Source organism: Pseudovibrio japonicus, assembly GCF_014651595.1.
GTDB lineage: Bacteria > Pseudomonadota > Alphaproteobacteria > Rhizobiales > Stappiaceae > Pseudovibrio > Pseudovibrio japonicus.
In genome coordinates, this window is record NZ_BMXE01000001.1 from 572,090 (window position 1) to 595,919 (window position 23,830).

Below are 23,830 nucleotides of genomic sequence, written 5' to 3' on the forward strand. Positions count from 1 at the left end.
TGAGGCTTATTTGGTGGCGGTTTGCTTGCCAATATCCGGCAGGGTCACGATCCGGTTGCCGCGCAAGTCGCTGGCACAGATGATGAAGCCCTGCTCTTCCATATGGGTGAGCAGCCAGCGCGCTCTGCCGGGTGAGCGGGTGCCGTAGGCCTTGGCAATCTCCAGATCTTCCGGGCAAGGATCACCTGCAAACGCAGCTTTTGCCAGCAGCAGATAGACGCCGCGCATTTCTTCTGGCAGCTGACCTGCGATCACTTCTGCCTGTTGCCAGTCGCCTGCTTCGACTTCCTTCTTGTCGACGCCTGCGCGGGCGACAGACAGGAGCTTGCGGAACTTGGCAAGATCCTGAGACTTCAGGCGCTCAATTCGGCAGCGGACCTGAAAATCCTGATAGAGCTGGGAGACTGGCGCAAAGGCAGCTTCCGGGTCTTCGAGGATTTTGGCGATAATTTCCTGATACTGCTGGTTCTTCTCTTCCAGATTGAAGAGGTCTTCCGGCTCGGCTTCAACAACTTCCTTATGCTGCGCCTGCATGTTGCTGGCTGCGGTTTGCGACAGCTGCATCATTACGTCTTTTGCGGAAGGCGCTGCCACGCGGTTGTTGTTCAAAACCGGGTCATTCTCGGTTGCGGTAAAGATCAGTTCCGCTGCAGTTTCAACCGGTTGATCGGGTAGCGGCATCAATTTTGGCGAACCTCCGCGGCTGCCGGTGACAACGTCGCCGATGACCACTTTTTGTGGGCGGCGGGTCATAGCAGGACCGAGAGAGATGAACTGACCACGCTCCAGATTACGGAACTGTTCTGCCTGACGGCGGTCCATACCCAGCAAATCCGAGGCGCGGGCCATATCGATGTCAAGGAAGGTACGGCCCATCAGGAAGTTGGAGGCTTCCGCCGCCACGTTCTTGGCAAGCTTTGCCAGACGCTGGGTTGCGATGATGCCAGCCAGACCACGCTTACGACCGCGACACATGAGGTTGGTCATGGCCATCAAGGAAAGGCGGCGGGCTTCTTCGCCGTAATCGCCGGATGCGGCGGGAGCAAACAGCTGTGCTTCATCCACAACGACGAGCACGGGATACCAGTACTGGCGATCAGAATCGAACAGGCCGTTCATAAAGGCAGCTGCCGCCTTGAGCTGTTTGTCCGGTTCCAGATGCTCCAGATTGAGCACGACAGAAATGCGGTGCTGGCGCACGCGGGCGGCGATCATGGTAAGTTCGCGATCATTCATGGTCGCTTCGATCACCACATGGCCAAACTCATCGGCCAGTGAGACAAAGTCACCTTCCGGATCAATCACGACCTGCTGAACCCACGGAGCGCTCTGCTCCATGAGGCGTCGCAACAAATGTGATTTACCCGAGCCGGAGTTGCCCTGAACCAGCAAACGCGTTGCAAGCAATTCCTCAAGATCGACAACAGAGGGAGTACCATGGGGGGTGACACCCATTTCGATGCTGACCGTCATTCAAAGTCTCTTGTTGTGCCCTATCAAGGCAGTGATAACCGGGGGGCCGGCAATATCTGATAGCTGGGAGGTTCACGCAAACTTGCTGATTCTTGCGGAAATAGCAAAGTCGGCAGGCGCGTTCCTTTGCTTTCCCACAAGCGCGCGGCGTGACCATCAAACCAGTACGCTCCTGAAGGCCAAAGCCATGAGTGCAAATGCCATAAATGAGGGAAACTGGCAATTGGATATGCCCGATTTCCAAGGGGCAACATCGCTTGCTCTAACAATTACCCTTATATTGACCAGTTTCCGTAGTAGCGTGAGTTGAAATGAGATGCTAAGGACGGCATTATGTAAAAGAACGTAGTTCGGGCAAACTTGGGGGAAAGCCATCGCATGAGAATGGAAACCTATGCTGAAAGAGTAGCGGATGGTGTAATCCACGTTTTGGGGATTGCGTTTGGTGCTGCAGCCACAACTGCCATTGTGATGGTCTTATGGGCCGCCGATGACTACGCGCGGCAAATCAGCATCTATATCTACGCTGCAACGCTGATGGCCATGCTGACTTGCTCGGCCACTTACAACATCTTGCAGAAAGACAACAAGTTCGGTCTTTTACGTCGTCTGGACCATTCTGCGATCTATTTCCTGATTGCTGGCACCTACACGCCGCTCTGTCTGATGGTTCTACGCGGCTGGCTTGGTTACTCCATGCTGATTGGAATTTGGGCTTGTGCCATTGCCGGAGCCGCCATCAAAATCTTCCGCATGAAGCAGTTGGACAAGTTGGCTGTGCCGATCTATCTGGCCATGGGCTGGGCCAGCTTCCTCGCCGTCGTTCCAATCTTTAACCAGCTTTCCGTTGCCGGCTTTACGCTGCTGCTCACGGGTGGTGCTCTTTATTCGGTCGGGACGTTGTTTTACATCTGGAAGAGCCTGCCGTTCCAGAACGCAATCTGGCATGGTTTTGTGCTATCGGCTGCTGCCTGTCACTTTGCGATGATCATGGTGGATGTGGCTCTGCCGGGCCTCGCCTAATTGATGCATCATACACTGCGGATGGGGATGAACTCCCCTTCCCAGTCTGGCTGCCTCTTCACACACTCCCCTCAGCTTCAACCACCAACACACGCGCTTCTCCATGGGGATGGGCCACATGTTCGGTCCCGATTGCGGCATAAAAGACATCTCCTGATTTGAGGAGGGCCGAGTGCTCCTCTCCGTCGCTGCGGTACTTCATCTCAACCTGCCCCTGCAGCACAACAAAGACCTCTTCACCCTCATTGACGTGCCATTTGTAAGGCTTGTCTGTCCAATGCAGACGGGTGGTGATGCCATTCATATTGGCAATTTGCTGCGCTCCCCAAGCTTTGTCAGCGGTAAAGTTTGAACTTCTGATTACTGTCGCCATCGCGTCTACCCCTTAGAAGATTAGCCGGAAAATCGACTGATCCTATTGATTTTAGAGGCATAATAAGAAAGAGTGTAGTTTCAGATCCCGCCAATGTGACCTCGCTTCATGCCAGCGGTTTCGGGCTTTGCGTCAATTCCCATTGCTTTTTCCCATTAGCCATTTTTATAGTCCCATTGCTTTTGTTCGGAGTTCTTTATGACAGATACAGCCCCCCATCTGGTTCAGGTCTTTGATGGCCACAACGACACCCTACTTTCACTGGAGCGACGGTCTAAGACCCCTAAGGAACGCAGTTTCTTTGATGAAGCTGATTATGATCACATTGATCTGCCCCGGGCGCGCAAAGGCGGCTTTGCGGGCGGATTGTTTGCCATGTTCACTCCATCGGTCAGAGAAAAGCCGAAGGAAGGCAAAGAGGTTGATTTCAAAAGCCCTGAGCACTTCGCACGCATTACACAGCCGGTCGCGCTGGACTATACAATGAAGCTGCTGGAGATCGCAGAGGACCTTGAAGCCAAGGGGAATGGTGAAGTGAAGATCTGCCGTTCAACAGCGGCGATCAAAGAGGCAATGGCAGCCGAGCAACTGGCGATGATGTTGCATGTGGAAGGCGCAGAGTGCATCGACAAGGACTTTGAGGCCTTGGAAATGCTGTATAACCGCGGGCTACGCTCTATCGGACCGGTCTGGAGCCGGGAGACCATCTTCGGGCATGGCGTACCGATGAAGTTCGAGCATGGGCCGGACATTGGACCGGGTCTGACCGAACTGGGCAAAGAGCTCGTGCGCCAGTGTAACCATCGCGGCATCCAGCTGGACGTGTCTCATCTGAATGAGAAAGGCTTCTGGGATCTGGCAAAGCTTACTGACAAGCCGATCGTGGCGAGCCATTCCAACGTCTACAAGATCTGTCCAATGAGCCGGAATCTGACCGACAAACAGCTTGATGCCATTGCGGAGTCCAAGGGGCTGGTGGGCATCAACTTTGCGGTCTTCTTCCTGCGTCCTGATGGTCAGCTGAACTCAGACATGCCGTTGGACGTGATCCTGCGTCATGCGGACTATCTGATCAACAAACTGGGTGAAGACGGCGTTGCACTGGGGTCAGACTATGACGGATGTCTGGTTGCCAAAGACATCAAGGATGTGGCTGGTCTGGCGAACCTGATTGAGGCGTTCCGTAAGGCTGACTTTGGTGAGGAATTGATTGCCAAGATCGCACATAAGAACTGGATCAGTGTACTGGAGCGGGCTGGGATCTAAGAGCCGTACTGGCAATAAAAAACCCCGGAGGATGCTCCGGGGTTTTCTATGCTGTTAAGCAGCTGCTGTTGCGGCTGGCTTCAAGGCGGCGGCTGCGAGCAGCTCTTTGGTGTAGGCTTCTCTTGGGTTGGAGAAGATTTCTTCTGCCAAGCCCTTTTCAACCACTTCACCTTTCTGCATCACCATCACTGTATCGGACATGGCGCGAACCACTGCCAGATCGTGAGAGATGAACAGATAGGTCAGTCCATGCTCTTTTTGCAAGTTGCGCAGCAGCTCAACCACCTGCTTTTGAACGGTCCGGTCCAACGCGGAGGTTGGTTCGTCCAGAACAACAAGCTTAGGGTTGAGGATCATGGTGCGTGCAATAGCGATACGCTGACGCTGACCACCTGAGAACTCATGGGGGTAGCGGTTGCGCATGGCCGGGTCCATGGACACTTCTTCAAGCGCCTGGATTGCCCGCAAATCACGTTCCTTGGCGGAGAGCTGAGGCTCATGCACCAACAGACCTTCGGTGATGATCTGGCCCACAGTCATACGCGGGGACAGAGAGCCGAATGGATCCTGGAAGATGAGCTGCATTTCTTTGCGAAGCGGCTGCATCTTCTTCTTGCTGGCGCCAGTGATGTCGTTACCGAGGTAAACAACACGGCCACCTGCGGTTGGCAGGAGCTGGAGCACAGCGCGGCCCAGTGTTGACTTACCGGAACCGGATTCACCCACGATGCCGAGGGTCTGGCCCTCACGCACTTCCATGGAAATGTCGTTTACAGCACGCAGAACGTGGTTGGGTTTGAGGAAACCGGTTTCGGTTTCAAACTCAACGCGAACGTCCTTTGCATCCAGCACAATCGGGTTGGTTTCCGGCACGACGGCCTTGGACCCGGTTGGCTCTGCATCCAGAAGCATCTTGGTGTAGTCGTGCTGAGGATTGCCAAAGATCTCTTTGGTGTTGCCCTCTTCAACCACTTCACCAGACTTCATCACGTACACACGGTCGGAGATGCGCTCAACGATACCCAGATCGTGGGTGATGAACACAACAGCCATGCCCAGACGCTTTTGAAGGTCTGCCATCAGCTCAAGGATCTGAGCCTGCGTGGTCACGTCCAATGCTGTGGTTGGCTCGTCGGCAATCAGGATATCCGGATTGTTGGCGAGTGCCATTGCAATCATGACACGCTGTCGCTGGCCGCCGGACATCTCATAGGGGAACGCCTTCACTTTGCGTGCTGGCTCAGGGATGCCCACCAGTTCCAGAAGCTCTACAGCGCGCTTCTTTGCGGTTGCCCAGGAATATTCCCCATGTTCAACCATTGGCTCGCAGAGCTGGCGCTCGATAGTGTAGAGCGGGTCCAGAGAGGTCATCGGCTCCTGGAAGATCATGGTGACCTTCTTACCGCGGATCGTGTTGAGCTCGCGTATGGAAGAGCCAAGGATGTTCTGGCCGCGGTAACGGACTTCACCGTGCGTGATGCCGTTGCCTGCAAGAAGACCCATGGCTGCCATCATGGTCTGGGATTTACCAGAGCCAGACTCGCCCACAATCGCGACTGTCTCGCCGGAGTCCACGTGGATGTTCACGCCTTTTACTGCGTGAACCATGCCGGTGTTTGTTTGGAAATCAACTTTTAGGTTGTCGATCTCAAGAACAGTGTTTTCGTTAATCTTACTCATTCTGCCCTCTTATCGATCCTTAGGGTCAAGCGCGTCGCGCAGACCGTCGCCGATGAAGTTCAGCGCGAACAATGTGGAGGTGAGGAAGATTGCCGGGAACACCAGCATCCATGCCGCACCTTGCAGGTTACGCGCACCTTCGGAGATCAACACACCCCAAGAGGTCATTGGTTCCTGAACGCCAAGGCCCAGGAAGGACAGGAAGCTTTCCAGCAGGATCACTTTTGGCACCAACAGGGTCATGTAGATCACAACCGGACCAAGCGTGTTTGGAATGATGTGGCGTTTAAGAATTCCGCCGCCTTCAACACCCATTGCTTCGGCAGCCTGTACGTATTCCTGGCGTTTGATGGACAGGGTCTGACCGCGCACAATACGCGCCATATCCAGCCATTCAACGGCACCTACGGCGATAAACATCAGGACGAAGTTTCGGCCAAAGAACACAACAAGCATAATCACGAAGAAGATGAAGGGCAGTGAGTAGAGAATATCTACAACACGCATCATCACCAGATCGACCTTGCCGCCGAAGTAACCGGAAGCTGCGCCCCAGAACACACCGATGCTGATTGCAACGAAGGTTGCCAGCAGGCCGATGGTCAGGGACACGCGGCCCGCAATCAGCGTACGGGTGAGCATGTCACGGCCGTTTGCATCTGTGCCGAAGTAGAAGTGCATGTACTGCACGTCTGCCGTTACAGTCGCATTCTTCTGGTCGGCGGAGATGTTGGCGATTGCCGCATTTTCAAACAGGTCAGAGCGATCGAAGTAGCGTGCATAACGCTCATCCAGCTTGCGGCTGGAGGTTACGGTCGCAGTCACCTTGCCATCGTTCAGCTCGTAGCTGTCAACGGTCATGCGAGCGCGCTTGGCAATCTTTGCAAAGGTAGGCTGGATCTCATCCTGTTTTGGATAAGCTTCCAAGCTTGCTGGTTGCTTTACGTAATCGCGATACACCTGATCATAAGGGTGCGGGGTCAGCATTGGCCCGACGACGGACAGCAGTGTGATCACTGCCAGCACGATCAAAGAGGTCACTGCTGCTTTGTTTGCGAGAAGACGATCACGGGCGTCATCCCACAGCGAGCGGCCCATTTTCGGGGCTTCATTCAGCTGGTCGGAGGTAACACTCATAAACTCGAGTCCTCAGTCAAAACGCACACGAGGATCAAGCATTGCGTAAAGCAGATCCACGATGAGGTTGAAGATAATGACGAAACAGGCGACGACCACAACGGTACCCATGACGAGTGTGTAGTCACGGTTAAGAGCGCCCTGTACGAAGTAGCGGCCAATACCCGGGATACCGAAGATGGTTTCGATAACCACAGAACCGGTCAGCAGAGCTGCAGCTGCAGGGCCGAGATAGGAGACAACCGGCAGGATCGCACCACGCAGAGCGTGAACGACGACAACGGTGTATCCGGAAAGGCCATATGCGCGGGCAGTACGGACGTGGTTGGAGCGCAGAGCTTCAATCATGGAACCACGGGTCAGACGGGCAACAACGGCAACCTGCGGAAGGGCCAGTGTAACCACAGGCAGGACCATGTTGACGAAGGCACCTCCACCCCAGCCCCCAACAGGAAGCCAGCCATAGTGAACGCCCATAATGAGTGTCAGAATTGGGGCGACCACAAAGTTCGGGATGGTGACCCCGAGGGTCGCAACAGCCATCACAGAGTAGTCAACGCCTTTGTTCTGGCGCAAAGCTGCGACAACCCCCAAGAACCCACCAACAGCCAGGGCAAGCGCCAGTGCGGAAAGACCGAGCTGCATGGAAATTGGAAGACTTTGGGCGAATAGTTCATTGATCGAGAAATCTCGGAAGAAGAAACTTGGACCAAAATCACCGGACAATACGCTCTTGAGATAAATGAGGTACTGTTCCCAAAGCGATTTGTCCAAATTGTAGATCTTGTTCAGATTCTCCATGACCTTTGCTTCCAGCGGGCGTTCCAGATCGAACGGACCTCCCGGCGCAACGCGCATGAGGAAGAAGGAGATGGTAATGATCAAGAACAAGGTCGGTATCGCGCTGAGCAATCTGCTCAGGACATAGCGTAACATGGGCCTTGCTTCTCCAGTTTATTATGGTTTCATTGGCCGATAGTTCAAAAAAATACCAGTCATGAGTTACCCTGCATGACTGGCATTTTCTGTCACATCAAAGATTACTTGCTAATCTTGACGAAGCGGCTTGGATGCACGTCCAGCAGGTTGGTTTCGAAACCAGAAACCTTATCGGAAACAAGGTTTTTGGAGCCGTAGTACATCAAAGGCATGAATGGCAGGTCGCGCATGAAGATGGTTTCAACCTTCTTCAGGATCGCGGCACGCTTCTCCAGATCGATGGTTTCTGCTGCTTCATCCATGAGTGCATCGTACTCAGGGTTTTCGTAGCGCGCGTAGTTGAAACCGTCGTTGTCGCTTTCTGTCATGAACAGGAAGTTCTGCGGGTCGGAGTAGTCACCGATCCAGCCAGCACGAGCAACGTCGAAGTCGCCACGGTCACGCAGGTGTGCGTAGTGGGTCTTGGTGTCAGTGTTCAGCATGGACACTTCAACGCCAAGAGGCTTCCACATGTCAGCAATCGCAACAGCTGTGTTCTTGTGGTTTTCAGAGGTATTGTAACGGATTTCAACCTTCAGAGGGTTGCTCTCATTATAACCTTTGGATTCAAGGATCTCTAGCGCTTTTTCTTCACGATCGAGCAGATCCATGTCTTTCCACTCAGCGTATGCAGGCTCACCGTAGTTGTCGATTCCCGGAGGCACGAGGGAGTATGCAGCAACCATTGTGCCGCCCCAGATGTCCTCGGCAAGGAACTCACGGTCGATAGCCATGGACAGAGCCTGACGAACTTCAGGGTCTTTCATTGCTTCGGATTCGTGGTTCAGCGCGTAGTAGTAGTTGCCCAGGTATGGAGATACCTTGAACTGATCACCCAGTTCGCTGCGAATGAAGTCGATCTGCTCCAGTGGAGCGTCGTTGTTGGTGTTCAGTTCGCCAGCCTGGAAGCGGCGAAGAGCAGCACCACGGTCTTCAGTCGGGTAGAACTTAACTTTATCCAGAGCAACATTGTCTGCATCATGGAAGTATGGGTTCTTGATTGCGGTCACAGCATCGTTAGGAATGAAGCTGGCCAGTACAAATGCACCGTTGGTGACGATGTTTTCTGGCTTAACGAAGTCAGAACCATACTTTTCAACGGAAGCAGGGTGTACCGGAAGACCGGACTGGTGCGCCAGAAGCTGGATGAAGTAAGGAGTTGGAGCGTTCAGCTTGATTTCAAGGGTCTTGTCATCAAGTGCCTTAACGCCGAGGTCCTCAAGCTCCAATTCGCCTTTGTTGACAGCTTCGGAGTTCAGGATCGGGTAGAGAACGTTTGCGTATTTCGCACCGGTCATCGGGTTCATGATGCGGCGCAGGGAGTAAACGAAGTCACCAGCCAGAACCGGATCGCCGTTAGACCACTTTGCGTCGTCACGCATCTTGAACGTGTATGTCAGACCATCGTCAGAAACAGTCCAGCTTTCAGCTGCGCCAGGGATGATTTCACCCTTCGCGCTGTAAGCAACAAGACCTTCGTAAAGATCACGCAGGATGTGAGCTTCGTAGGTTGTAGATGTCTTATGCTGGTCAAGTGTTTCCGGGTCAGCAGAGTTACCACGGTTATAAACGGTTTCCGCCGCCGCAGATAGCGATGTCGCAGCAACAAGTGCTGCAGCCAGCGCTGACATACGAATGGACTTGATCATACAGATCTCCCCTCTCCTCAAGTTACATTCCGCCAGTTTTGGAGACTGGCAGTTCCCCGCAACATTTCACTGTTGGGTAATTATAGCAAGTGTCGAGAGATCAAATTTTCCTCATATTTGGAGTCTAATTTAAACTCCTATTTAAATTATAAGAAATTTACGAAGTATTATTCCCAAATTAAACAAAAATTGATTCATTTATTTCAAATGACGTTACCGTTCCTTTTGCAATCGCGTCACTATGACGCTTGGTGCAGGTGCCTCCGCTTTTTCACAGGGGCGGCAAAAAACTTTAACCTTGGCTCATTTGTGGTAGAGCACTACCAAGACATCTACCCCTAGCGTTGAAATGCGCTGTTTTGGGAATCTGGAAAGACAAGCTTAATGGCACCACCGCTTCTTCATGTGCGAGACGTACATCTTAACTTTGGGACGACCCCTCTTCTGACTGGTGCAGAACTGCAAGTGGGCGAAGGCGAGCGGATCTGTCTGGTCGGTCGAAACGGGTCTGGCAAGTCAACACTGCTGAAAATCGCTGCGGGATTAGCGGAGCCGGATAAGGGCGAGTATTTCCTGCAGCCGGGACGGACAATCCGATACCTGCCGCAGGAGCCTGATCTTTCAGGATATCCAACAGTGCTTGCCTACGCTGAAGGTGGGCTGGCACCCGGTGATGATCAATATCGGGCAAAATACCTATTAGAAATTCTAGGCTTAACCGGTGAGGAAGATCCGGCAACGCTTTCGGGCGGTGAGGCTAAACGAGCGGCTATTGCCCGGGCGTTGGCACCGGAGCCGGACATTTTGCTGTTGGACGAGCCGACCAACCATCTGGACCTTCCGGTGATTGAATGGCTGGAATCTGAGCTTAAGCAGATGAAGTCTGCGATCGTTCTGATTTCGCACGACCGGCGTTTTCTGGAGAACCTTTCCCGCGTAACCTACTGGATTGACAGAGGCATTTCCCGCCGCATGGATCAGGGCTTCGCCAAATTCGAAGAGTGGCGGGACAAGGTTTTTGAGGAAGAGGAAAAAGAGCAGGCGCGGCTGAACGAGAAGATCCGGCAGGAAGAGCATTGGATGGTTTATGGCGTGACTGCGCGCCGTAAGCGGAATATGCGCCGTGTGCGGGAATTGGCTGAGCTGCGTCAGAAACGCAAGGAGCATAAGGGGCCGCAGGGCACGGTTAAGATGGCTGCCACTGAAGGGGATATCTCCGGCAAGCTTGTCTCTGAAGCCAAGCACATCGGAAAGACCTACGACGACCGTCCGATCGTCAAGGATTTCTCCACTCGCATTTTGCGTGGTGACCGGATTGGTTTTGTGGGGCCGAACGGCGCTGGTAAGACTACCTTGCTCAAAATGCTCACTGGCGAGCTTGCTCCAGATACTGGCAGCATTCGCCTGGGTGCCAACCTGCAGATGATCACCCTGGACCAGAAGCGCGAGAAGCTGGACCCCAACGACACGCTCGTCAATGCCATGACTGGCGGCAGCGGGGATATGGTTATTCTGGGGGATACCTCCAAGCATGTCATGAGTTATCTCAAGGACTTCCTGTTTAAGCCAGAACAAGCGCGTACCCCAGTGCGAGTGCTTTCCGGTGGTGAACGGGGACGTTTGCTGCTGGCACGTGCTCTGGCTGCACCCTCGAACCTGATGGTGCTTGATGAGCCGACCAACGATCTGGATCTTGAAACACTTGATCTGTTGCAGGAGCTCATTTCTGACTATCCCGGCACTGTCCTGCTTGTAAGCCACGATCGTGATTTTCTGGATCGCATTTGTACCAGCATCATTACGATGGAAGATGAGAGCGGCACATGGGGTGAATATGCTGGTGGCTACACAGACATGGTCCGTCAGCGCGGCGAAGGTGTACAGGCGCGTAAAGCTGCCAAGGCAGTCAAATCTTCTGGCGGCGCAAAGGAGGATAAGTCCCCAGCACCGGCTGCGAAGAAGGAGAATAAGAAATCCGGCCTCAACTTTACGCAAAAGCACCGCCTGGAGGCCATTCCGGGTGAAGTTGAAAAACTGGAAGCAAAAATCGCCAAAGGTCAGAAAGAGTTAGAAGATCCGAACCTATTCAGCTCAAATCCGGATCGTTTTAACAAGGTCATGACTGCGGTTGGCAAGCTGCATGAAGAGCTTGCTGCACTGGAAGAGGAATGGCTGGAGCTGGAAATGCTTGCAGACGAGAGCTAACCATCTATTAATGCTCAACTTTTCAAGAGGGCTTCGGAGATACTCCGGAGCCCTTTTCGTTTGCGTTGAAATGTGCGTTGATTTGCGTTTTTTAGAGTATCTCTGCGTTTTTTAAGTCTTGCCCGCATTGCTCGTCTTGCGGCCTTATTCCCCCTCCCCGTCCTGCTCTTCCTCCTCGTGGATCAGGTGTGTCCCGTGGGTGATGGCGCTGCTGGCGCGGATGGCGGCGGTAATGAAGACCACCTCGGCAAGCTCTTCATCAGTTGCCCCGCAGGCCTTGGCATTTTCGCGATGGATCTCGATAGAATACGGACACTGGGTGGTCAGAGCGACGGCCAGCGAGATGAGCTGCTTGTGCTTTTGGGAGATTGCACCGTCTGCCATCGCCTCGGAGTTGAAGGCGACGAACATCTGCCAGGTTTTGCCATGCGCCAACGAACTGAACCGCTTCAGCTTGCGCATATTATCCATGGTGAACATTGGCATGGGCGCCCCTCCGGTATGTTCGGGGTTTGGCGGTCATTTAAGCAGCCAGCACTTAACAACAGGCGACAAAAGAAGCTTGCCTTTAAGCTGGATCGTTCGATCCGCTTTAGAAAAATTTGAGCGGGTTGGCTGTTCAGTCTTTCTTTTCTGTGGTCTTCATATGCAAGAACTTGCCAACAATGATGGCGGTGAGCACGACCATATAGAACTGGCCTGCAAGACCCACGATAATAGCGGCTTTGCGTGCGAGGGGCGCAACGGGCACGATGTCTCCGTAGCCGATGGTCATCAGCGTAATGAAGGCAACATACAAGATCGCCTCCTCCTGCGAGTGGGTTTCCATGTCTTCAACGGGCAGGCCTTTGAATGAGCCGGGATACATGTGCTCTATGAGAACAAAAAGGAAGAACGAGACCATGCCGATGGAGATGTACCCGCTGAGAACACCCAGCACGACGCGATAGTTTTTCTCTTGTGCAAACAGCATCTCTTCGATGAGCACAAGCGCCACGATGGCATGAAAGATGAAGTAGATCACCAGTTGCGGAACAAGACGGCCCACGTTGGGAAAAAGGGGCGTGTCGAGCAGGAAAAGCAAAATCGAACAGGCCAGTAGCACGGTGATCAACCTAAAGTGCACCTTCTTCTTTAAGGTGACCAGCATACCAGTTGCGATGTTGAAGCTGTAAAACAGGCTAAAGACATACGCGTCGAGCGTTTGCCCCGGCAGGATCAGCGACCCGAACAGCAGCAAGAACTGGCTGAAGAGAAACACCTCAACCCGATACTCAAACAGCACTTCCACTCGCCTTGAATGCACACCGCACTCCAGCCTAACCGTTCACTTTCAACCAATTTTCGCAGGGGAAGGCTAAGGAATGGAAAATCTGTAAGGCTGGTTGGCCCATGATTTTTGGGAGGGTGCGGAGTGCCGAATGGGGAGGAATTTCGTTCGTAACTTCCCCTTCTAAAGTTATCCCGGGCGCCCAGAGGCGGGCCTTTTTTCAGTCCGGAAGCTAAAGAGACAAAAGTAAACCGTCTCTGCGTACGTCCGTCAATATACCTACTTCACAATCAAGGATTTTAATACTTAGATTACTCAATCGAAGACTTTCATAAGGGTTGCAGACGGAATGCCAAAAAAACGTAATTCCCTCTCTGAATATGAAGTATCAATCATCAAGAAACTTCTGGATACGGGAAACCATCAGAATCAAGAAATTTCTGGAATGATAAATAGGTTTAGAGGCGATCCTGAGAAAGATATCAGCACGGGCCGCATCTCTAACATCAAGAATGGCGATATTCAAAAATACATTCCGATCGAGCCAGCATCAGATGAGGATGTCCAAGAATTTTTGTCATCTTATAATGTTAAGCCCGCAAGAGAGGGACACGATGGGCCCCTTTCAGATGCAACACTCAGCGCACTACTGAGGACAAGTAAGCACACTCCCAATAGGCTAGTCATAAGTGAAACAGATATCATTGAATGTAAGGAAGGCTTCAATCTCCCAATTAAAACAATAGCTGCTTTCGCTAACAATAAAGGTGGTTATCTGGTTCTGGGCGTCAAAAACGAAACATGGGAAATAGTAGGTGTCTCATCGAAGAAGAGTGAGAAATTCGACTTCAACCAACTTAACCAGCTCATCAGATCGAACTTGGGCATCGGTCTTGAAGTATCGCGTAGAACAATGGAATTTGCTGGTAAGATTGTAGAAGTCTTTTACGTAAGTCGAGCTCATACTCGTCCAGTCATATTGTCCAAGCAAAATGGAGACGTCTCGGAAGGCCAGATATACTTCAGGTACATAGGTGAAGATCGATTAATTACGCCAACAGACTTGAGCAAAATAATTGAAGATCGCGTATCACAGTTGGCTTCAAGCGTCCTGAATAAACACCTATCGAATATCCTGAAAGTCGGAATTGAGAACGCTGCAATCATGAACCTTGAAACAGGAGAAGTAGATGGAAAGTCAGGCAAATTTTGTATCGAGAAGGCACTTCTACCAAAACTCCGTTTTATCAAAGAAGGCGAGTTTCAAGAGTCCTCAGGCAAGCCCACTTTGAAACTTGTTGGAGAAGTTGAAGCTACAGAAGGGCATATCGCTTACCGGAAGAGAGACTTACTTAAAGAGTACCCTTTGTCTTACAAACAACTCATCAAAGATATAAAATCTAAGATCGGTAAGATAAATAATAATACGATCAATCGCGAAATTACAAAAAGTAAAATGAAGCATAATGAGAGTTACTCTAGCTTTATTTTCACAAACGACGCGCATCTAAAAAGGTACAAAGATACCGGTGTTCTACCTACGAGTATTACCAGTCGTTACAAGAATGAAGCAGTTAATTATCTCGTGGATGCACTCAGGAAAACATAAATTATTCCGCATTCAAACCTGAGCTGAAAACACCAAGCGTCTCACAGGAAGTACAATACTAACCTTTTCCCAAGGAGAGGCTTGATGGTGTCACGCGCTCCGGCGGTAATGCCGGAGAACATGACGTCGAGATTTTCTCGTATGTGCTGCTCCGCTCCAACAATGTAGATTACGTTCCTTGCCGCTCTGGGTCCCGCATCGCGCTTCGCTTGTGCGGGATGACGGTGTAGGGAACCGCCATCACTACGCCCAGCCCCGGCGTCATCCCGGCCTTTGAGCCGGGATCCAGTTTAGGACCGGTGAAAGGCAATGTGTCTGTCTCCCACTCCGCATTCTTTTGGAACACCAAAATAGCAAGAATTGCAAAGATTGGAGGGAGGCTGCGGCGTAGGTTGGGGCAATATTTTGTTTATGAGTGAGCTATGTCCTTGATGTATTGCAGATTGCTTGCCCTGAAGGGTTTCCGCTGCTGCCTCTTAGAAATCGGGCTCCTCTTTTGATGGGAATGTTGTAGGCTTCGTTCGGGTATGGGGGATTGGTGATGCGGCACGAGAGGGTGCAGAGGGATATCTATACGCAGCGGATTAACCGGGCGATGGATTACATCGAGCAGAATATTTGTGAGGATCTGTCTCTTACTCAAATTGCGGAGGCTGCCTGTTTTTCGCCCTACCACTTTCACCGTATCTTCAAAGGGATGACGGGTGAGACGGTGAACCAGTTTACCTGTCGGCTGCGGGTCGAGAAGGCGGCGCGGCGGCTCATGCAGAACCCGGGTATTTCCATTACGGAGGCGGCGCTGGATATGGGGTTTGCCTCACCCTCCACCTTTGCGCGGTCGTTTCAGGCTCGGTTTGGCATGACAGCCAGCCAATGGCGACGGGATGCGAGCAGCTCTGAAGACGAACTTGCCGGTGAGACCATGGTTCTGGAGCGGCCTTCTTCTGGACTGGTCGCGAACAAGGCGGAGGTTGTTAAGTTGGAGCCACGCATGGTGGCTTATGTGCGTCGGACAGGCAATTTTCAGGAGCGACCCGAGATTTTCGGCGAGGCGTTTGGGACGCTGATGGCGTGGGCGGGTCCGCAAGGTCTGGCACACGGGGCGGAGATGATGTGCCTGTTTCATGATGATCCGCAGGTCACTGATGTGGAGCAGATGCGTTTCAGCTCCTGCCTGACGTTGAACGCGCCTGCAGATACTCAGGGAGAAGTGGGGAAGATGGAGGTCGCTGGCGGGCTCTATGCCTGCGGGCACTTTGTCATTACCCACGATCAGTCTCAGGCGGCGTGGGAATATATGTTCGGCGAGTGGCTGCCCAGCAGTGGGTATGAGCCGGAGAACATTCCGGTCTTCCAGCTTTACCCCTGTATGACCGGCGAGATGGGGCCTCAGGAGGTCGTTATCTGCATTCCTGTGCGGCGGCTCTGCTGAGCTGGCAAGTCTGGGCGGTGTTCTGCGCCGCTTGTGGTTTTATTTGCCGAAGATTTTGTCGATATCAGTCTGCGTGAGCAGTTTCCATGTGCCCTCTTCAACGCCATCCAGAGTGAGCCCGCCAAGCTGGGCGCGGTGGAGTTTGGTGACGTGATTGCCAGTGGCGGCGAACATGCGGCGGACCTGATGGTAGCGGCCCTCGTGGAGGGTGAGGCGCGCTGTTGTCTCGGAAAGCACTTCCAGTTCCGCTGGTTTGAGCGGGTTGGTCTCATTGTCCAGCATCATTTCACCGGATGCGAACAGGTCCCCTTCCCCGCCTGTCATCGGGCGGTCGAGCTCAACTTCGTAGATTTTGGCGACATCTGCCTTAGGCGAAATGATCCGGTGCAGAAGTTTGCCGTCGTCGGTGAACAGCAGCAGGCCGGTGGTGTCCTTGTCCAGTCTGCCTACAAAGGACAGGGCTGGTTTGCGTACACGGTAACGGTCCGGCAGCAGGTCAAACACGAGGCGACCGCGATCCTTCATGGAACAGGTGTAGCCGAGGGGTTTGTTGAGCAGGATGACGGAGCCCTCCGGTGGGTCCAGCGGCTCGTCATCAAACAGGATCTCTTCATGAGGCAGCTTGCTATCGGCTTTGATCGCGTTTCCGTCTTTATCGGTGACCCAACCATTGCGGATGGCAGCCTGCATCTCTTTGCGGCTGCCGTATCCCAGATTTGCAAGTAGCTTCACGAGTCTCATGCTCAGTTCCTAACTCAATGCCCGGTGGCTTACTTGTTCGCCTTGATGGCCCGAATGACTTTGTAACCACCCTGATCTGCCATGATCTCGTAGGAGGCGAACACCTTGTCGAGCGTTGCCTCGTAAGGCAGATGGCGGTTGGCGACCATCCAGAGGTGACCGGACGGGCGAAGCGCTTTGGCTGCTGCCTTGATGAAGCCCTGCCCGATGTCCGCACGATCCTGCTTGCCACCTGCGTGGAACGGCGGGTTCATGACAACGAAGTCATAGGTGCGATTGAGGCCCTTGGTGACGTCCTGCCAGATGAAGTCTGTTGCGACTTCGCCCGTTTTGCCCTTCAAGTTCTTCTCCGCCAGATCCAGCGCACGTTTTTCTGCTTCATACAGATCAACCGCTTTGACCTTGCTCACCTTCACCACTTCTGAGCTCAGGTAGCCGAAGCCGGAGCCCAGATCAGCACCACGGCCCGGAAGGCGGTCCGGCAGGGTTTTGACCAGAAGCTGCGAGGCTTTGTCGATGTGGTCCCATGCGAACACACCCGGACGGCTGACAAAGCGGCCCTCCAGAATGTCCCGTGGTGCATCGAGCTGGCTCCACTCTTCCAGCAGCTGCTGGTCGATGGTGTCGTTTGAGATTTCCGTCCAGAACACGCGGCATTTGTTTTTGGAAAGTTTGCCGGTGTTACCTGCCAATTTGGTCAGATCGCTTTCAGCTGTTTTTGCGCCTTCGGTGTTGGAGGCGCTGGCGATGACAATGCCGCCTTCTCCTGCGCTTTTAACGGCCTGTGCCATGAGGGCACGGGCTTCGTCGCGCTGGCGTGGAGGCAGGACCATGACCACCGGATAGGTGCCGGAGGCGTCTGGCGTGACCGTGAAGCCAGCGCGTTCCAGATTATCCTTGTCGCTGGCGAAGGTTTGCTGGCAGACCACGCGGGCCTTGTCCAGCGCGTTCATGGCGAAGCCCATGCGAGCGCGCAGGAACAGGGCCTTTTGGTCAGCGCTGCCTTCTTCAAAAAAGTCGATGCTGCCATTTTCGAAAGGCAGAAGGAGCGTGTCGAGAGCCGGGTCTTTCATGAGACGATCTGCCTTTAAGCGGTGTGTACGATTTCGCGGGTTTCGCGGAAGCTGATGTCCGGGTTCTTTTCACCGACATAGGTGACTTCCCAGGCATTTTTAAAGAGGTAAACCGGCTTGTCGTCGCGGTCCAAGGCCACGTGGGCGCGGTTGGTCTCAAGGAACTTGTCCAGCTTGAGCGGGTCCGTACCTTCGGCCCAGCGGGCGGTGTTGTACATGACTGGTTCGAAGCCGATCTCGGTCTGGTATTCTGCCTTGAGGCGGTCGACCACAACGTCGAGCTGGAGCACGCCGACCACGCCGACAATCCAGTTGGTGCCGATAGCGGGCTTAAAGATCTGCACCAGACCTTCTTCCGCCAGATCTTCCAGGCCGCGGCGCATCTGCTTAACGCGCATGGTGTCTGTCAGGCGGACGCGGCGCAGGATTTCCGGTGCGAACGCTGGCAGGCCGGTGACGTGGATTTCTTCGCCCTCGGACAGGGTATCCCCCACGCGGAGCTGGCCGTGGTTTGGCACGCCGATTACATCGCCTGGATAGGCTTTTTCTGCAATCTCACGCTCTTCTGCAAAGAAGAAGATTGGCGCGGAAACGGTGATTGGCTTGCCTGCGCGCACGTGTTTGAGCTTCATGCCGCGCTTGAAGGTGCCCGAACAGAGACGCACGAAGGCGATGCGGTCGCGGTGTTTGGGGTCCATGTTGGCCTGCACCTTGAAGACAAAGCCTGTGACCTTGTTTTCTTCCGGCTTAATGGTGCGGCCACCGGTTGCTGGCTGGGAGTGCGGGGACGGCGCGTGGGCTGCGATGAAGTCGAGGATCTGGTCGATACCGTAGTCACGTAGCGCAGAACCGAAGAAGACCGGTGTCAGGTGGCCTTCGAGGAAGCTTTCCTGATCGAACTCGGAATAACCTGCACCGCCCAGCTCCACATTCTCTTCCAACTCGTCACGGATGTTGTCGAACAGTTCGCCAATCAGCTCAGGGTCTTCGAGGCCCTTTACGTCTTTGATGGTGTCGAGCGGGCCGCCGCGGCCTTCGGTAGAGGTGAAGAAGCGGTTGCCGAGGTGATCGTAGACGCCGAAGAAGTCAGAGCCCATGCCCACTGGCCAGCTCATCGGGGTTACGTCCAGCGCCAGCGCTTCCTGAATCTCGTCGAGAATTTCCAGTGCGTGGCGGCCTTCGCGGTCGATCTTGTTGACGAAGGTGATGATTGGAATGTCGCGCAGACGGCAAACCTCAAACAGTTTGCGGGTCTGGCTCTCGATACCTTTCGCAGCATCGATGACCATGATCGCCGCGTCCACTGCTGTCAGCGTGCGGTAGGTGTCTTCAGAGAAGTCTTCGTGGCCCGGAGTATCAAGCAGGTTGTAGATGATGCCATTACGCTCGAAGGTCATCACGGAACTTGAAACGGAGATACCGCGTTCCTGTTCGATCTTCATCCAGTCAGAACGAGCGCGGCGACGTTCACCACGGGCACGGACCTGACCTGCGGCACGGATCGCACCACCGCCCAGAAGCAACTTCTCAGTGAGTGTGGTTTTACCGGCATCCGGGTGAGAAATGATCGCGAATGTGCGGCGCGCCTTAAAGGCTTCCATGCCTGCTGTGCTCATAGAGCCTCCTTTTGCAGGCAAACTCCTGCATATTCTTGAAAAGCAGATTTGAGGGTAACCATCTAACGCACTGCTCAAAAATGCTCTTTCCGGTCTGTGACCGCCCCTAATGGAGAACACCTGGCACGCGCAAAATCTGCTGAAACTTTTGTCGGTTTGGGTCTTACAGAATGTGCCTGCGCAATGCCAGCCCTTGGCGGAACTTTTTCCGAGGCAATGCAGGCGTTTTTGCAGCAGGTTCGGACGGGGTAACAGCATACACGCTTAGTTCGATCCCTATGGAAACATCGGGAGTGTGAGGTTTGGTAGAGCTTGAGGTGGGTGTTCCATCTCTTACTTCAGGGGCGTGTTTTGCTGCTTCGCTATCTATACTCACAGTTCTACGAGGAACAGGTGTTCCTTACTCTGCTTGGCCTTTGTCCTTCTGATTGGCTAAGCCTGCAGGAGCGGCGGCTGATGCCAGCTGCTTCCTACCAGCTCTCCAGCCGCACGCTGTGCAGCTCCTTCCTTGGTGAGCATCAGGTACGGGAGCAATCTCATTTCCACCTGAAAAGCCATCGGCGCTGGTTTGAAGACCTGCAATGTTTTGGCCTGACGCAAGAACAAGCAGCCAAGGCGTTTTTTCTTTCCCGCTTTCGCAACGCCAAAACTGCTTTTCTTGATGGAGAGCTGGGTGGCCGTTTGCATGACCTATATCCAGATGTGCTTGCCGCTTTCAACGGTGATCTGGAAGAGCGTACCTGGGTTCATTTTTTGAACGGCACCTATGGCATTTGCACACGCGACGGGCAACCAGACACCATCTTCCGCAAGCAGGCTGGTGTGCGGTTTGTTGAGAAGATGACCGAGATTCCCCCTCACCTCTTTCCAGCTGATCAGCTGCAGCTTTTGCAGCAAACCGTTGATTTTCTGGATGGTGTGGTCTCTGAGTTTGCACCTCACGATGTGCCGCAGTCTTCAAGACAGCGCTGTATCCTTGATGTGCGGGAACAGTATCTGGCTGAGGATGCTTACTGTGTGGCGTAGGTAACGATGAAAGGCGCAGCATTGTGCTGCGCCTATTCCTATTATGGCATTGGAAATGCTGTACGAATAATCCACTTCTCGCCAGTCCATTTCAAAACAAAACGAATTTGAGCTGGGGTAAAAGACGTTCCGGCCTGACTACAATAGATGCGTGGGCCAGCAGCAAATGGATTGACGTCGGTCGCGATTGAAGCAGCCTTGCAATTATATCCGGTGTAGGCAGCAGGATCGCCTACAAAGTCAGCCTGCTTCAAATCAATCACAACGTTGTCGACAGCACCGGTGGTTTCGCAGTTCCCAGCACCACTGGCAAGAAAGACGGCAGCAACACTTTCATATTGGTCTTCATCTTCAAAAAACGTATCAGTTTGCTTTGCTTGTGCGTCTGCATCACTGCTGTAGATACCTTCATTGATCACATGTTTGGCAATATGGCCACCCTGATCCCGATTTGTGTCCAGCTCAGACGAGGAAATCACACTAGGGATTGTTCGACAGGCTTGAAGAGCAGCATTTGCGTCGGCTGAAATAGCCACAAACGCGACCAGTCCGGCGAGGATACTTAGAAATCTCATGGGTATGTCCCTTCCTGTTGTTTTTCTTGGCAACAAGGGACAGGACCGGTGGGCTTGGTACCTGTGAGGTTCCGTGGCTTTTAGGGTAAAAGCGGGCTTAACTAGGGGGTGTCACAGCTGGTTTTCTCCAGCAGGTGGGACCAGGCCTTGTTGGGCACGGCGATGGAGAATTTGTTTTGGGCGGAGGCCACCATGATGGCGGTGAGTTTGAGGGTGCCGCCTTCTTTGACCATCACAGGACCACCGGAGCCGCCATAATTGGTATCGCAGGTTGTGAGCCAGAGATTGCTGTGGTTTTTGAGCAGCTTGCAGTTTTTATCTGCTGCCAGCAGAAAGGGGCGATCCAGCGCATATCCGGCGCTGGTTAGGTTCTGCCTCCAGGGTCGTTGTATGGGCTTGCTGGCGACCTGCATGGGCGCCACATCCAGCGCATTTTTGAGAACGATCACGCCCACATCGGTTGCTGTGTGCTTTAGTGTGGGGTGAGCGATGAAGGTGTATCCATCCAGCAGATGGGTACAGGCAGCTTTGGTGTGCGCGATGAACTTGTCGCGGCGCACACCGGCCACGAAGTGGATTTTTGAGGGCACATGGGGTTTGCCGGTGCGTGCATCAAACAAGCAGTGTGCCGCAGTGATGACCATGCGGTCCGAGATGAGCGTTCCAGAGCACATGGAGCGCGTTTTGAAGCCAGCAACGTTGACGCGTCCGATTGCATTCCACGGCCTGGCCCAGCTGTCGATGATCTGCCGGTCATCCTTACCGATAATGCCGGGGAACACACGTGCAGTTAAGTCCGCACTATCCTGCGCAAGCGCAGTTGCTGCGTGCATAGTGAGCAGAAGAACAACAGCCCAAAGGCGTTTGTAGGAAAGATGCAGCAGCATAAGAAGGTCCTGACTCGCCGGTCACGGCACTTTCACAGCTGCTGTTATAGGCGCAATAACGGCTTTCGCCCAGCGCAAATCCTGATGCACTAGCCAGATTTGTTTTTGGCGTCAGCGCGGGTTTGTGCCAGCACCGGCAGATCCTGATTACCGGCCTGAAATTTGAAATTGAACTGGATGCTGTTGATCATCCACGCCCCACCCTCATGCACCAGCGCAATGTTGTAGGAGCCATAGACAATCCAGAGTTCTCCCCCTTCTGCACCGTCGATGAAATGAGTCACCGTGGCATGCACTTTGACGCAGGCCTTTTGCTCCTTGGATTCTACAAGTAGATTGCCGATTTGGTGATGGGTCTGGTCAAAACCGGGCAACAGTTCCCTCCATGCACCTGTCACCTCTTTTGGTGTAAGATCGACAGGTTCTCCTGCACCAAACGAAGAATAATCCAAATGGACACGCTCAGTCATTAAGGCTTCGACAGACTCCCAGTTTCCGGCGTCGACATCAATGAAGAAACGGCTTACGCGATTATGGATTGGCCCAATAGTGTCCATTTATCTACTCCAAGTTCAGTCACCGCACCGACAGCGGCGCTGACTACGTGTTTTCGTGCTTAACCAAACAGTGTCACGCTACGGAGAGACTAACGTATTTTCCCGCAGCAGAGACCTGAGGAATATAGCGGTAACGTCAGGAGTTGGGGACCCACTTCTGGCTCTATGGTTGTCATAGGTATAATAGGCAAACACATTTCCGCCATAATTGATGCAGAACCAGCTAAGAGCGAACCTTTAGAACCGTGCAGTTTGCTTATAGCTGGTTGCTATCAGGTGGCGGGCTGCATTTTCTGTTCAGCAGAGGAGGCGCTTGTTTGTAATGCTCTTTCCATCTCGTACTGCTGCAGTGTCTTCTTCGCTCCCAGCTTTGACAGCGTCTGCATGATGGTTTCGTCACCTTCATCTACGTTAATGAAGGTGAGGCTGTCTTTTCCCAGATCGGCACAGGCAGTGGCCAGCAACGCGGTGGCAAAGCCGCGGCGGCGATGGTGTGGAGCCACAGCAATTTGCATGACGGAGCCGGTTGTGCGGGTTACAACGATATAAGCGGCCAGTTCACCGTCCTGCTCAATCTTGTAGGTGGTGGCCTCATCACCAATTGCGCGAACAGCGTATGCCGAGTTCTGCCAACTTGGAGGGCTTTCCCAAAGGCCTGCCGCTTTCTGCTCTATGTCCGCCCATGGTGCGGTCAAAGGTGTTGGTGTGATTGCTCTGTCTGCAACTTCAGATTTTAGCAGCTTGAAGCACTGGAAGTTACGTTTGATTGTAAAGCCCAGCTTCTCATAGGCTTTCACAGCGGCTGTGTTGCTGGTGATGACTTCCAGCCGAATCTGGTTGTAGCCTTTCCCGGCTACGTGGCCTTGCAGCTGCGCGAAGAGTTTGCTGGCTATACCCTTACCACGCGCTTCGGGGACTGTGCCGGTTGAAACTGCGTAGATGGTGTTGGGGAAGGCCTCCTGCTTGCCAATGAACCAGAAGCCAACCAGCTTCCCGTCTTCAACAGCAACCCAGGAGAGCTCTGGATCAAAACCACGGGCTGTAATCATTCTCTCAAAATCGGCAAGTGGCATGTTCATCTGGATAACATAGTCGGAGAAAGCTGAGCTCATAACCTGATGCAGCTGCTCCATGGAAAAGGCAGAGGCTTTATGAAATAAGATCAATTGGAAACCCTTTACGAAAGAAAATCGTTCAGGGCCGTAAACCTATAGATAAATACCCCTTTTACAAGTAGGGCACGCAGCGTGCGCGCAGTGA

General features: G+C 53.3%; 22 protein-coding genes. 6 read left to right on the forward strand and 16 right to left on the reverse strand.

The window, feature by feature from the left end:
• Positions 1-6: 6 nt before the first annotated feature.
• Positions 7-1,473 (reverse strand): helicase HerA domain-containing protein, encoded by a 1,467-nt coding sequence (locus tag IE076_RS02480; protein ID WP_189435052.1) that lies wholly within the window; start codon positions 1,471-1,473, stop codon positions 7-9.
• Positions 1,474-1,851: 378 nt separating this feature from the next.
• Here IE076_RS02480 and trhA point away from each other — a divergent pair, with 378 nt between their 5' ends.
• Positions 1,852-2,496, forward strand: coding sequence for a PAQR family membrane homeostasis protein TrhA (gene trhA / locus IE076_RS02485; protein ID WP_189435055.1), 645 nt, complete (start codon positions 1,852-1,854; stop codon positions 2,494-2,496).
• 58 nt (positions 2,497-2,554) lie between these two features.
• On the opposite strand, the gene IE076_RS02490 is transcribed toward trhA, so the two are convergent.
• Entirely contained in the window at positions 2,555-2,869 is a 315-nt protein-coding gene (locus IE076_RS02490) for a cupin domain-containing protein (protein ID WP_189435057.1), read from the reverse strand.
• Between the two features lie 198 nt (positions 2,870-3,067).
• Between IE076_RS02490 and IE076_RS02495 the strand changes: the two genes are divergently transcribed.
• Positions 3,068-4,135, forward strand: coding sequence for a dipeptidase (locus IE076_RS02495; RefSeq protein WP_189435059.1), 1,068 nt, complete (start codon positions 3,068-3,070; stop codon positions 4,133-4,135).
• A gap of 54 nt (positions 4,136-4,189) precedes the next feature.
• Here IE076_RS02495 and IE076_RS02500 read toward each other — a convergent pair whose 3' ends face one another.
• The 4 genes from IE076_RS02500 to IE076_RS02515 all read right to left on the reverse strand — a co-directional run bounded on the left by IE076_RS02500 (position 4,190) and on the right by IE076_RS02515 (position 9,579).
• Positions 4,190-5,815 (reverse strand): ABC transporter ATP-binding protein, encoded by a 1,626-nt coding sequence (locus IE076_RS02500; protein ID WP_189435061.1) that lies wholly within the window; start codon positions 5,813-5,815, stop codon positions 4,190-4,192.
• 9 nt (positions 5,816-5,824) lie between these two features.
• Positions 5,825-6,952, reverse strand: a complete 1,128-nt coding sequence (locus tag IE076_RS02505) for an ABC transporter permease subunit (protein ID WP_189435062.1) — start codon at positions 6,950-6,952, stop codon at positions 5,825-5,827.
• A gap of 12 nt (positions 6,953-6,964) precedes the next feature.
• The gene (gene oppB, locus IE076_RS02510) at positions 6,965-7,888 is read right to left on the reverse strand and encodes an oligopeptide ABC transporter permease OppB (RefSeq protein ID WP_189435064.1); all 924 of its coding nucleotides are present in this window, start codon (positions 7,886-7,888) and stop codon (positions 6,965-6,967) included.
• A 104-nt stretch (positions 7,889-7,992) separates the two neighbouring features.
• Positions 7,993-9,579 carry a peptide ABC transporter substrate-binding protein gene (locus tag IE076_RS02515; protein ID WP_189435066.1) on the reverse strand — a complete coding sequence of 529 codons (1,587 nt, stop codon included), beginning with the start codon at positions 9,577-9,579 and terminating at the stop codon, positions 7,993-7,995.
• Positions 9,580-9,963: 384 nt separating this feature from the next.
• Here IE076_RS02515 and IE076_RS02520 point away from each other — a divergent pair, with 384 nt between their 5' ends.
• The gene (locus IE076_RS02520) at positions 9,964-11,784 is read left to right on the forward strand and encodes an ABC-F family ATP-binding cassette domain-containing protein (protein ID WP_189435068.1); all 1,821 of its coding nucleotides are present in this window, start codon (positions 9,964-9,966) and stop codon (positions 11,782-11,784) included.
• Between the two features lie 144 nt (positions 11,785-11,928).
• Here the strand turns inward: IE076_RS02520 and IE076_RS02525 are convergent, their stop codons facing one another.
• The gene (locus IE076_RS02525) at positions 11,929-12,270 is read right to left on the reverse strand and encodes a carboxymuconolactone decarboxylase family protein (RefSeq protein WP_189435070.1); all 342 of its coding nucleotides are present in this window, start codon (positions 12,268-12,270) and stop codon (positions 11,929-11,931) included.
• Between the two features lie 133 nt (positions 12,271-12,403).
• Positions 12,404-13,090, reverse strand: a complete 687-nt coding sequence (locus tag IE076_RS02530; protein WP_189435072.1) for a potassium channel family protein — start codon at positions 13,088-13,090, stop codon at positions 12,404-12,406.
• Positions 13,091-13,403: 313 nt separating this feature from the next.
• Between IE076_RS02530 and IE076_RS02535 the strand changes: the two genes are divergently transcribed.
• Positions 13,404-14,663, forward strand: a complete 1,260-nt coding sequence (locus tag IE076_RS02535; RefSeq protein WP_189435075.1) for an AlbA family DNA-binding domain-containing protein — start codon at positions 13,404-13,406, stop codon at positions 14,661-14,663.
• A gap of 169 nt (positions 14,664-14,832) precedes the next feature.
• Here IE076_RS02535 and IE076_RS02540 read toward each other — a convergent pair whose 3' ends face one another.
• A complete protein-coding gene (locus tag IE076_RS02540; protein ID WP_189435077.1) occupies positions 14,833-14,973 on the reverse strand; it encodes a hypothetical protein in 141 nt (46 codons plus the stop codon).
• 231 nt (positions 14,974-15,204) lie between these two features.
• Between IE076_RS02540 and IE076_RS02545 the strand changes: the two genes are divergently transcribed.
• Positions 15,205-16,095 carry an AraC family transcriptional regulator gene (locus IE076_RS02545; protein WP_189435079.1) on the forward strand — a complete coding sequence of 297 codons (891 nt, stop codon included), beginning with the start codon at positions 15,205-15,207 and terminating at the stop codon, positions 16,093-16,095.
• A gap of 39 nt (positions 16,096-16,134) precedes the next feature.
• Here IE076_RS02545 and IE076_RS02550 read toward each other — a convergent pair whose 3' ends face one another.
• From IE076_RS02550 to IE076_RS02560, 3 genes are read right to left on the reverse strand one after another with little or no spacing between them, the layout of a single operon-like run.
• Complete coding sequence (locus tag IE076_RS02550) at positions 16,135-16,836, reverse strand: pseudouridine synthase (RefSeq protein ID WP_189435080.1); 702 nt, start codon at positions 16,834-16,836, stop codon at positions 16,135-16,137.
• A 29-nt stretch (positions 16,837-16,865) separates the two neighbouring features.
• The gene (locus IE076_RS02555) at positions 16,866-17,909 is read right to left on the reverse strand and encodes a class I SAM-dependent methyltransferase (RefSeq protein WP_189435082.1); all 1,044 of its coding nucleotides are present in this window, start codon (positions 17,907-17,909) and stop codon (positions 16,866-16,868) included.
• A 14-nt stretch (positions 17,910-17,923) separates the two neighbouring features.
• Entirely contained in the window at positions 17,924-19,525 is a 1,602-nt protein-coding gene (locus IE076_RS02560) for a peptide chain release factor 3 (RefSeq protein ID WP_189435084.1), read from the reverse strand.
• Between the two features lie 351 nt (positions 19,526-19,876).
• On the opposite strand from IE076_RS02560, the gene IE076_RS02565 reads away from it, so the two are divergent.
• Positions 19,877-20,551 carry a DUF6058 family natural product biosynthesis protein gene (locus IE076_RS02565; RefSeq protein ID WP_189435086.1) on the forward strand — a complete coding sequence of 225 codons (675 nt, stop codon included), beginning with the start codon at positions 19,877-19,879 and terminating at the stop codon, positions 20,549-20,551.
• 41 nt (positions 20,552-20,592) lie between these two features.
• On the opposite strand, the gene IE076_RS02570 is transcribed toward IE076_RS02565, so the two are convergent.
• From IE076_RS02570 to IE076_RS02585, 4 genes are all read right to left on the reverse strand, one after another.
• Positions 20,593-21,126 (reverse strand): hypothetical protein, encoded by a 534-nt coding sequence (locus IE076_RS02570; protein ID WP_189435087.1) that lies wholly within the window; start codon positions 21,124-21,126, stop codon positions 20,593-20,595.
• A gap of 101 nt (positions 21,127-21,227) precedes the next feature.
• On the reverse strand, positions 21,228-22,013 hold the full coding sequence (locus IE076_RS02575; protein ID WP_189435089.1) for a trypsin-like serine peptidase: 786 nt from the start codon (positions 22,011-22,013) through the stop codon (positions 21,228-21,230).
• An 89-nt stretch (positions 22,014-22,102) separates the two neighbouring features.
• Positions 22,103-22,570 carry a nuclear transport factor 2 family protein gene (locus IE076_RS02580; protein WP_189435090.1) on the reverse strand — a complete coding sequence of 156 codons (468 nt, stop codon included), beginning with the start codon at positions 22,568-22,570 and terminating at the stop codon, positions 22,103-22,105.
• Positions 22,571-22,842: 272 nt separating this feature from the next.
• Positions 22,843-23,736 (reverse strand): GNAT family N-acetyltransferase, encoded by an 894-nt coding sequence (locus tag IE076_RS02585; protein WP_209008770.1) that lies wholly within the window; start codon positions 23,734-23,736, stop codon positions 22,843-22,845.
• Positions 23,737-23,830: the final 94 nt, after the last annotated feature.

Bases quoted from the DNA above. Each gene is read 5' to 3' on its own strand.
- IE076_RS02480 (WP_189435052.1), bottom strand. From the start codon at position 1,473: ATGACGGTCAGCATCGAAATGGGTGTCACCCCCCATGGTACTCCCTCT.
- trhA (WP_189435055.1), top strand. From the start codon at position 1,852: ATGAGAATGGAAACCTATGCTGAAAGAGTAGCGGATGGTGTAATCCAC.
- IE076_RS02490 (WP_189435057.1), bottom strand. From the start codon at position 2,869: ATGGCGACAGTAATCAGAAGTTCAAACTTTACCGCTGACAAAGCTTGG.
- IE076_RS02495 (WP_189435059.1), top strand. From the start codon at position 3,068: ATGACAGATACAGCCCCCCATCTGGTTCAGGTCTTTGATGGCCACAAC.
- IE076_RS02500 (WP_189435061.1), bottom strand. From the start codon at position 5,815: ATGAGTAAGATTAACGAAAACACTGTTCTTGAGATCGACAACCTAAAA.
- IE076_RS02505 (WP_189435062.1), bottom strand. From the start codon at position 6,952: ATGAGTGTTACCTCCGACCAGCTGAATGAAGCCCCGAAAATGGGCCGC.
- oppB (WP_189435064.1), bottom strand. From the start codon at position 7,888: ATGTTACGCTATGTCCTGAGCAGATTGCTCAGCGCGATACCGACCTTG.
- IE076_RS02515 (WP_189435066.1), bottom strand. From the start codon at position 9,579: ATGATCAAGTCCATTCGTATGTCAGCGCTGGCTGCAGCACTTGTTGCT.
- IE076_RS02520 (WP_189435068.1), top strand. From the start codon at position 9,964: ATGGCACCACCGCTTCTTCATGTGCGAGACGTACATCTTAACTTTGGG.
- IE076_RS02525 (WP_189435070.1), bottom strand. From the start codon at position 12,270: ATGCCAATGTTCACCATGGATAATATGCGCAAGCTGAAGCGGTTCAGT.
- IE076_RS02535 (WP_189435075.1), top strand. From the start codon at position 13,404: ATGCCAAAAAAACGTAATTCCCTCTCTGAATATGAAGTATCAATCATC.
- IE076_RS02545 (WP_189435079.1), top strand. From the start codon at position 15,205: ATGCGGCACGAGAGGGTGCAGAGGGATATCTATACGCAGCGGATTAAC.
- IE076_RS02550 (WP_189435080.1), bottom strand. From the start codon at position 16,836: ATGAGACTCGTGAAGCTACTTGCAAATCTGGGATACGGCAGCCGCAAA.
- IE076_RS02555 (WP_189435082.1), bottom strand. From the start codon at position 17,909: ATGAAAGACCCGGCTCTCGACACGCTCCTTCTGCCTTTCGAAAATGGC.
- IE076_RS02560 (WP_189435084.1), bottom strand. From the start codon at position 19,525: ATGAGCACAGCAGGCATGGAAGCCTTTAAGGCGCGCCGCACATTCGCG.
- IE076_RS02570 (WP_189435087.1), bottom strand. From the start codon at position 21,126: ATGAGATTTCTAAGTATCCTCGCCGGACTGGTCGCGTTTGTGGCTATT.
- IE076_RS02575 (WP_189435089.1), bottom strand. From the start codon at position 22,013: ATGCTGCTGCATCTTTCCTACAAACGCCTTTGGGCTGTTGTTCTTCTG.
- IE076_RS02580 (WP_189435090.1), bottom strand. From the start codon at position 22,570: ATGGACACTATTGGGCCAATCCATAATCGCGTAAGCCGTTTCTTCATT.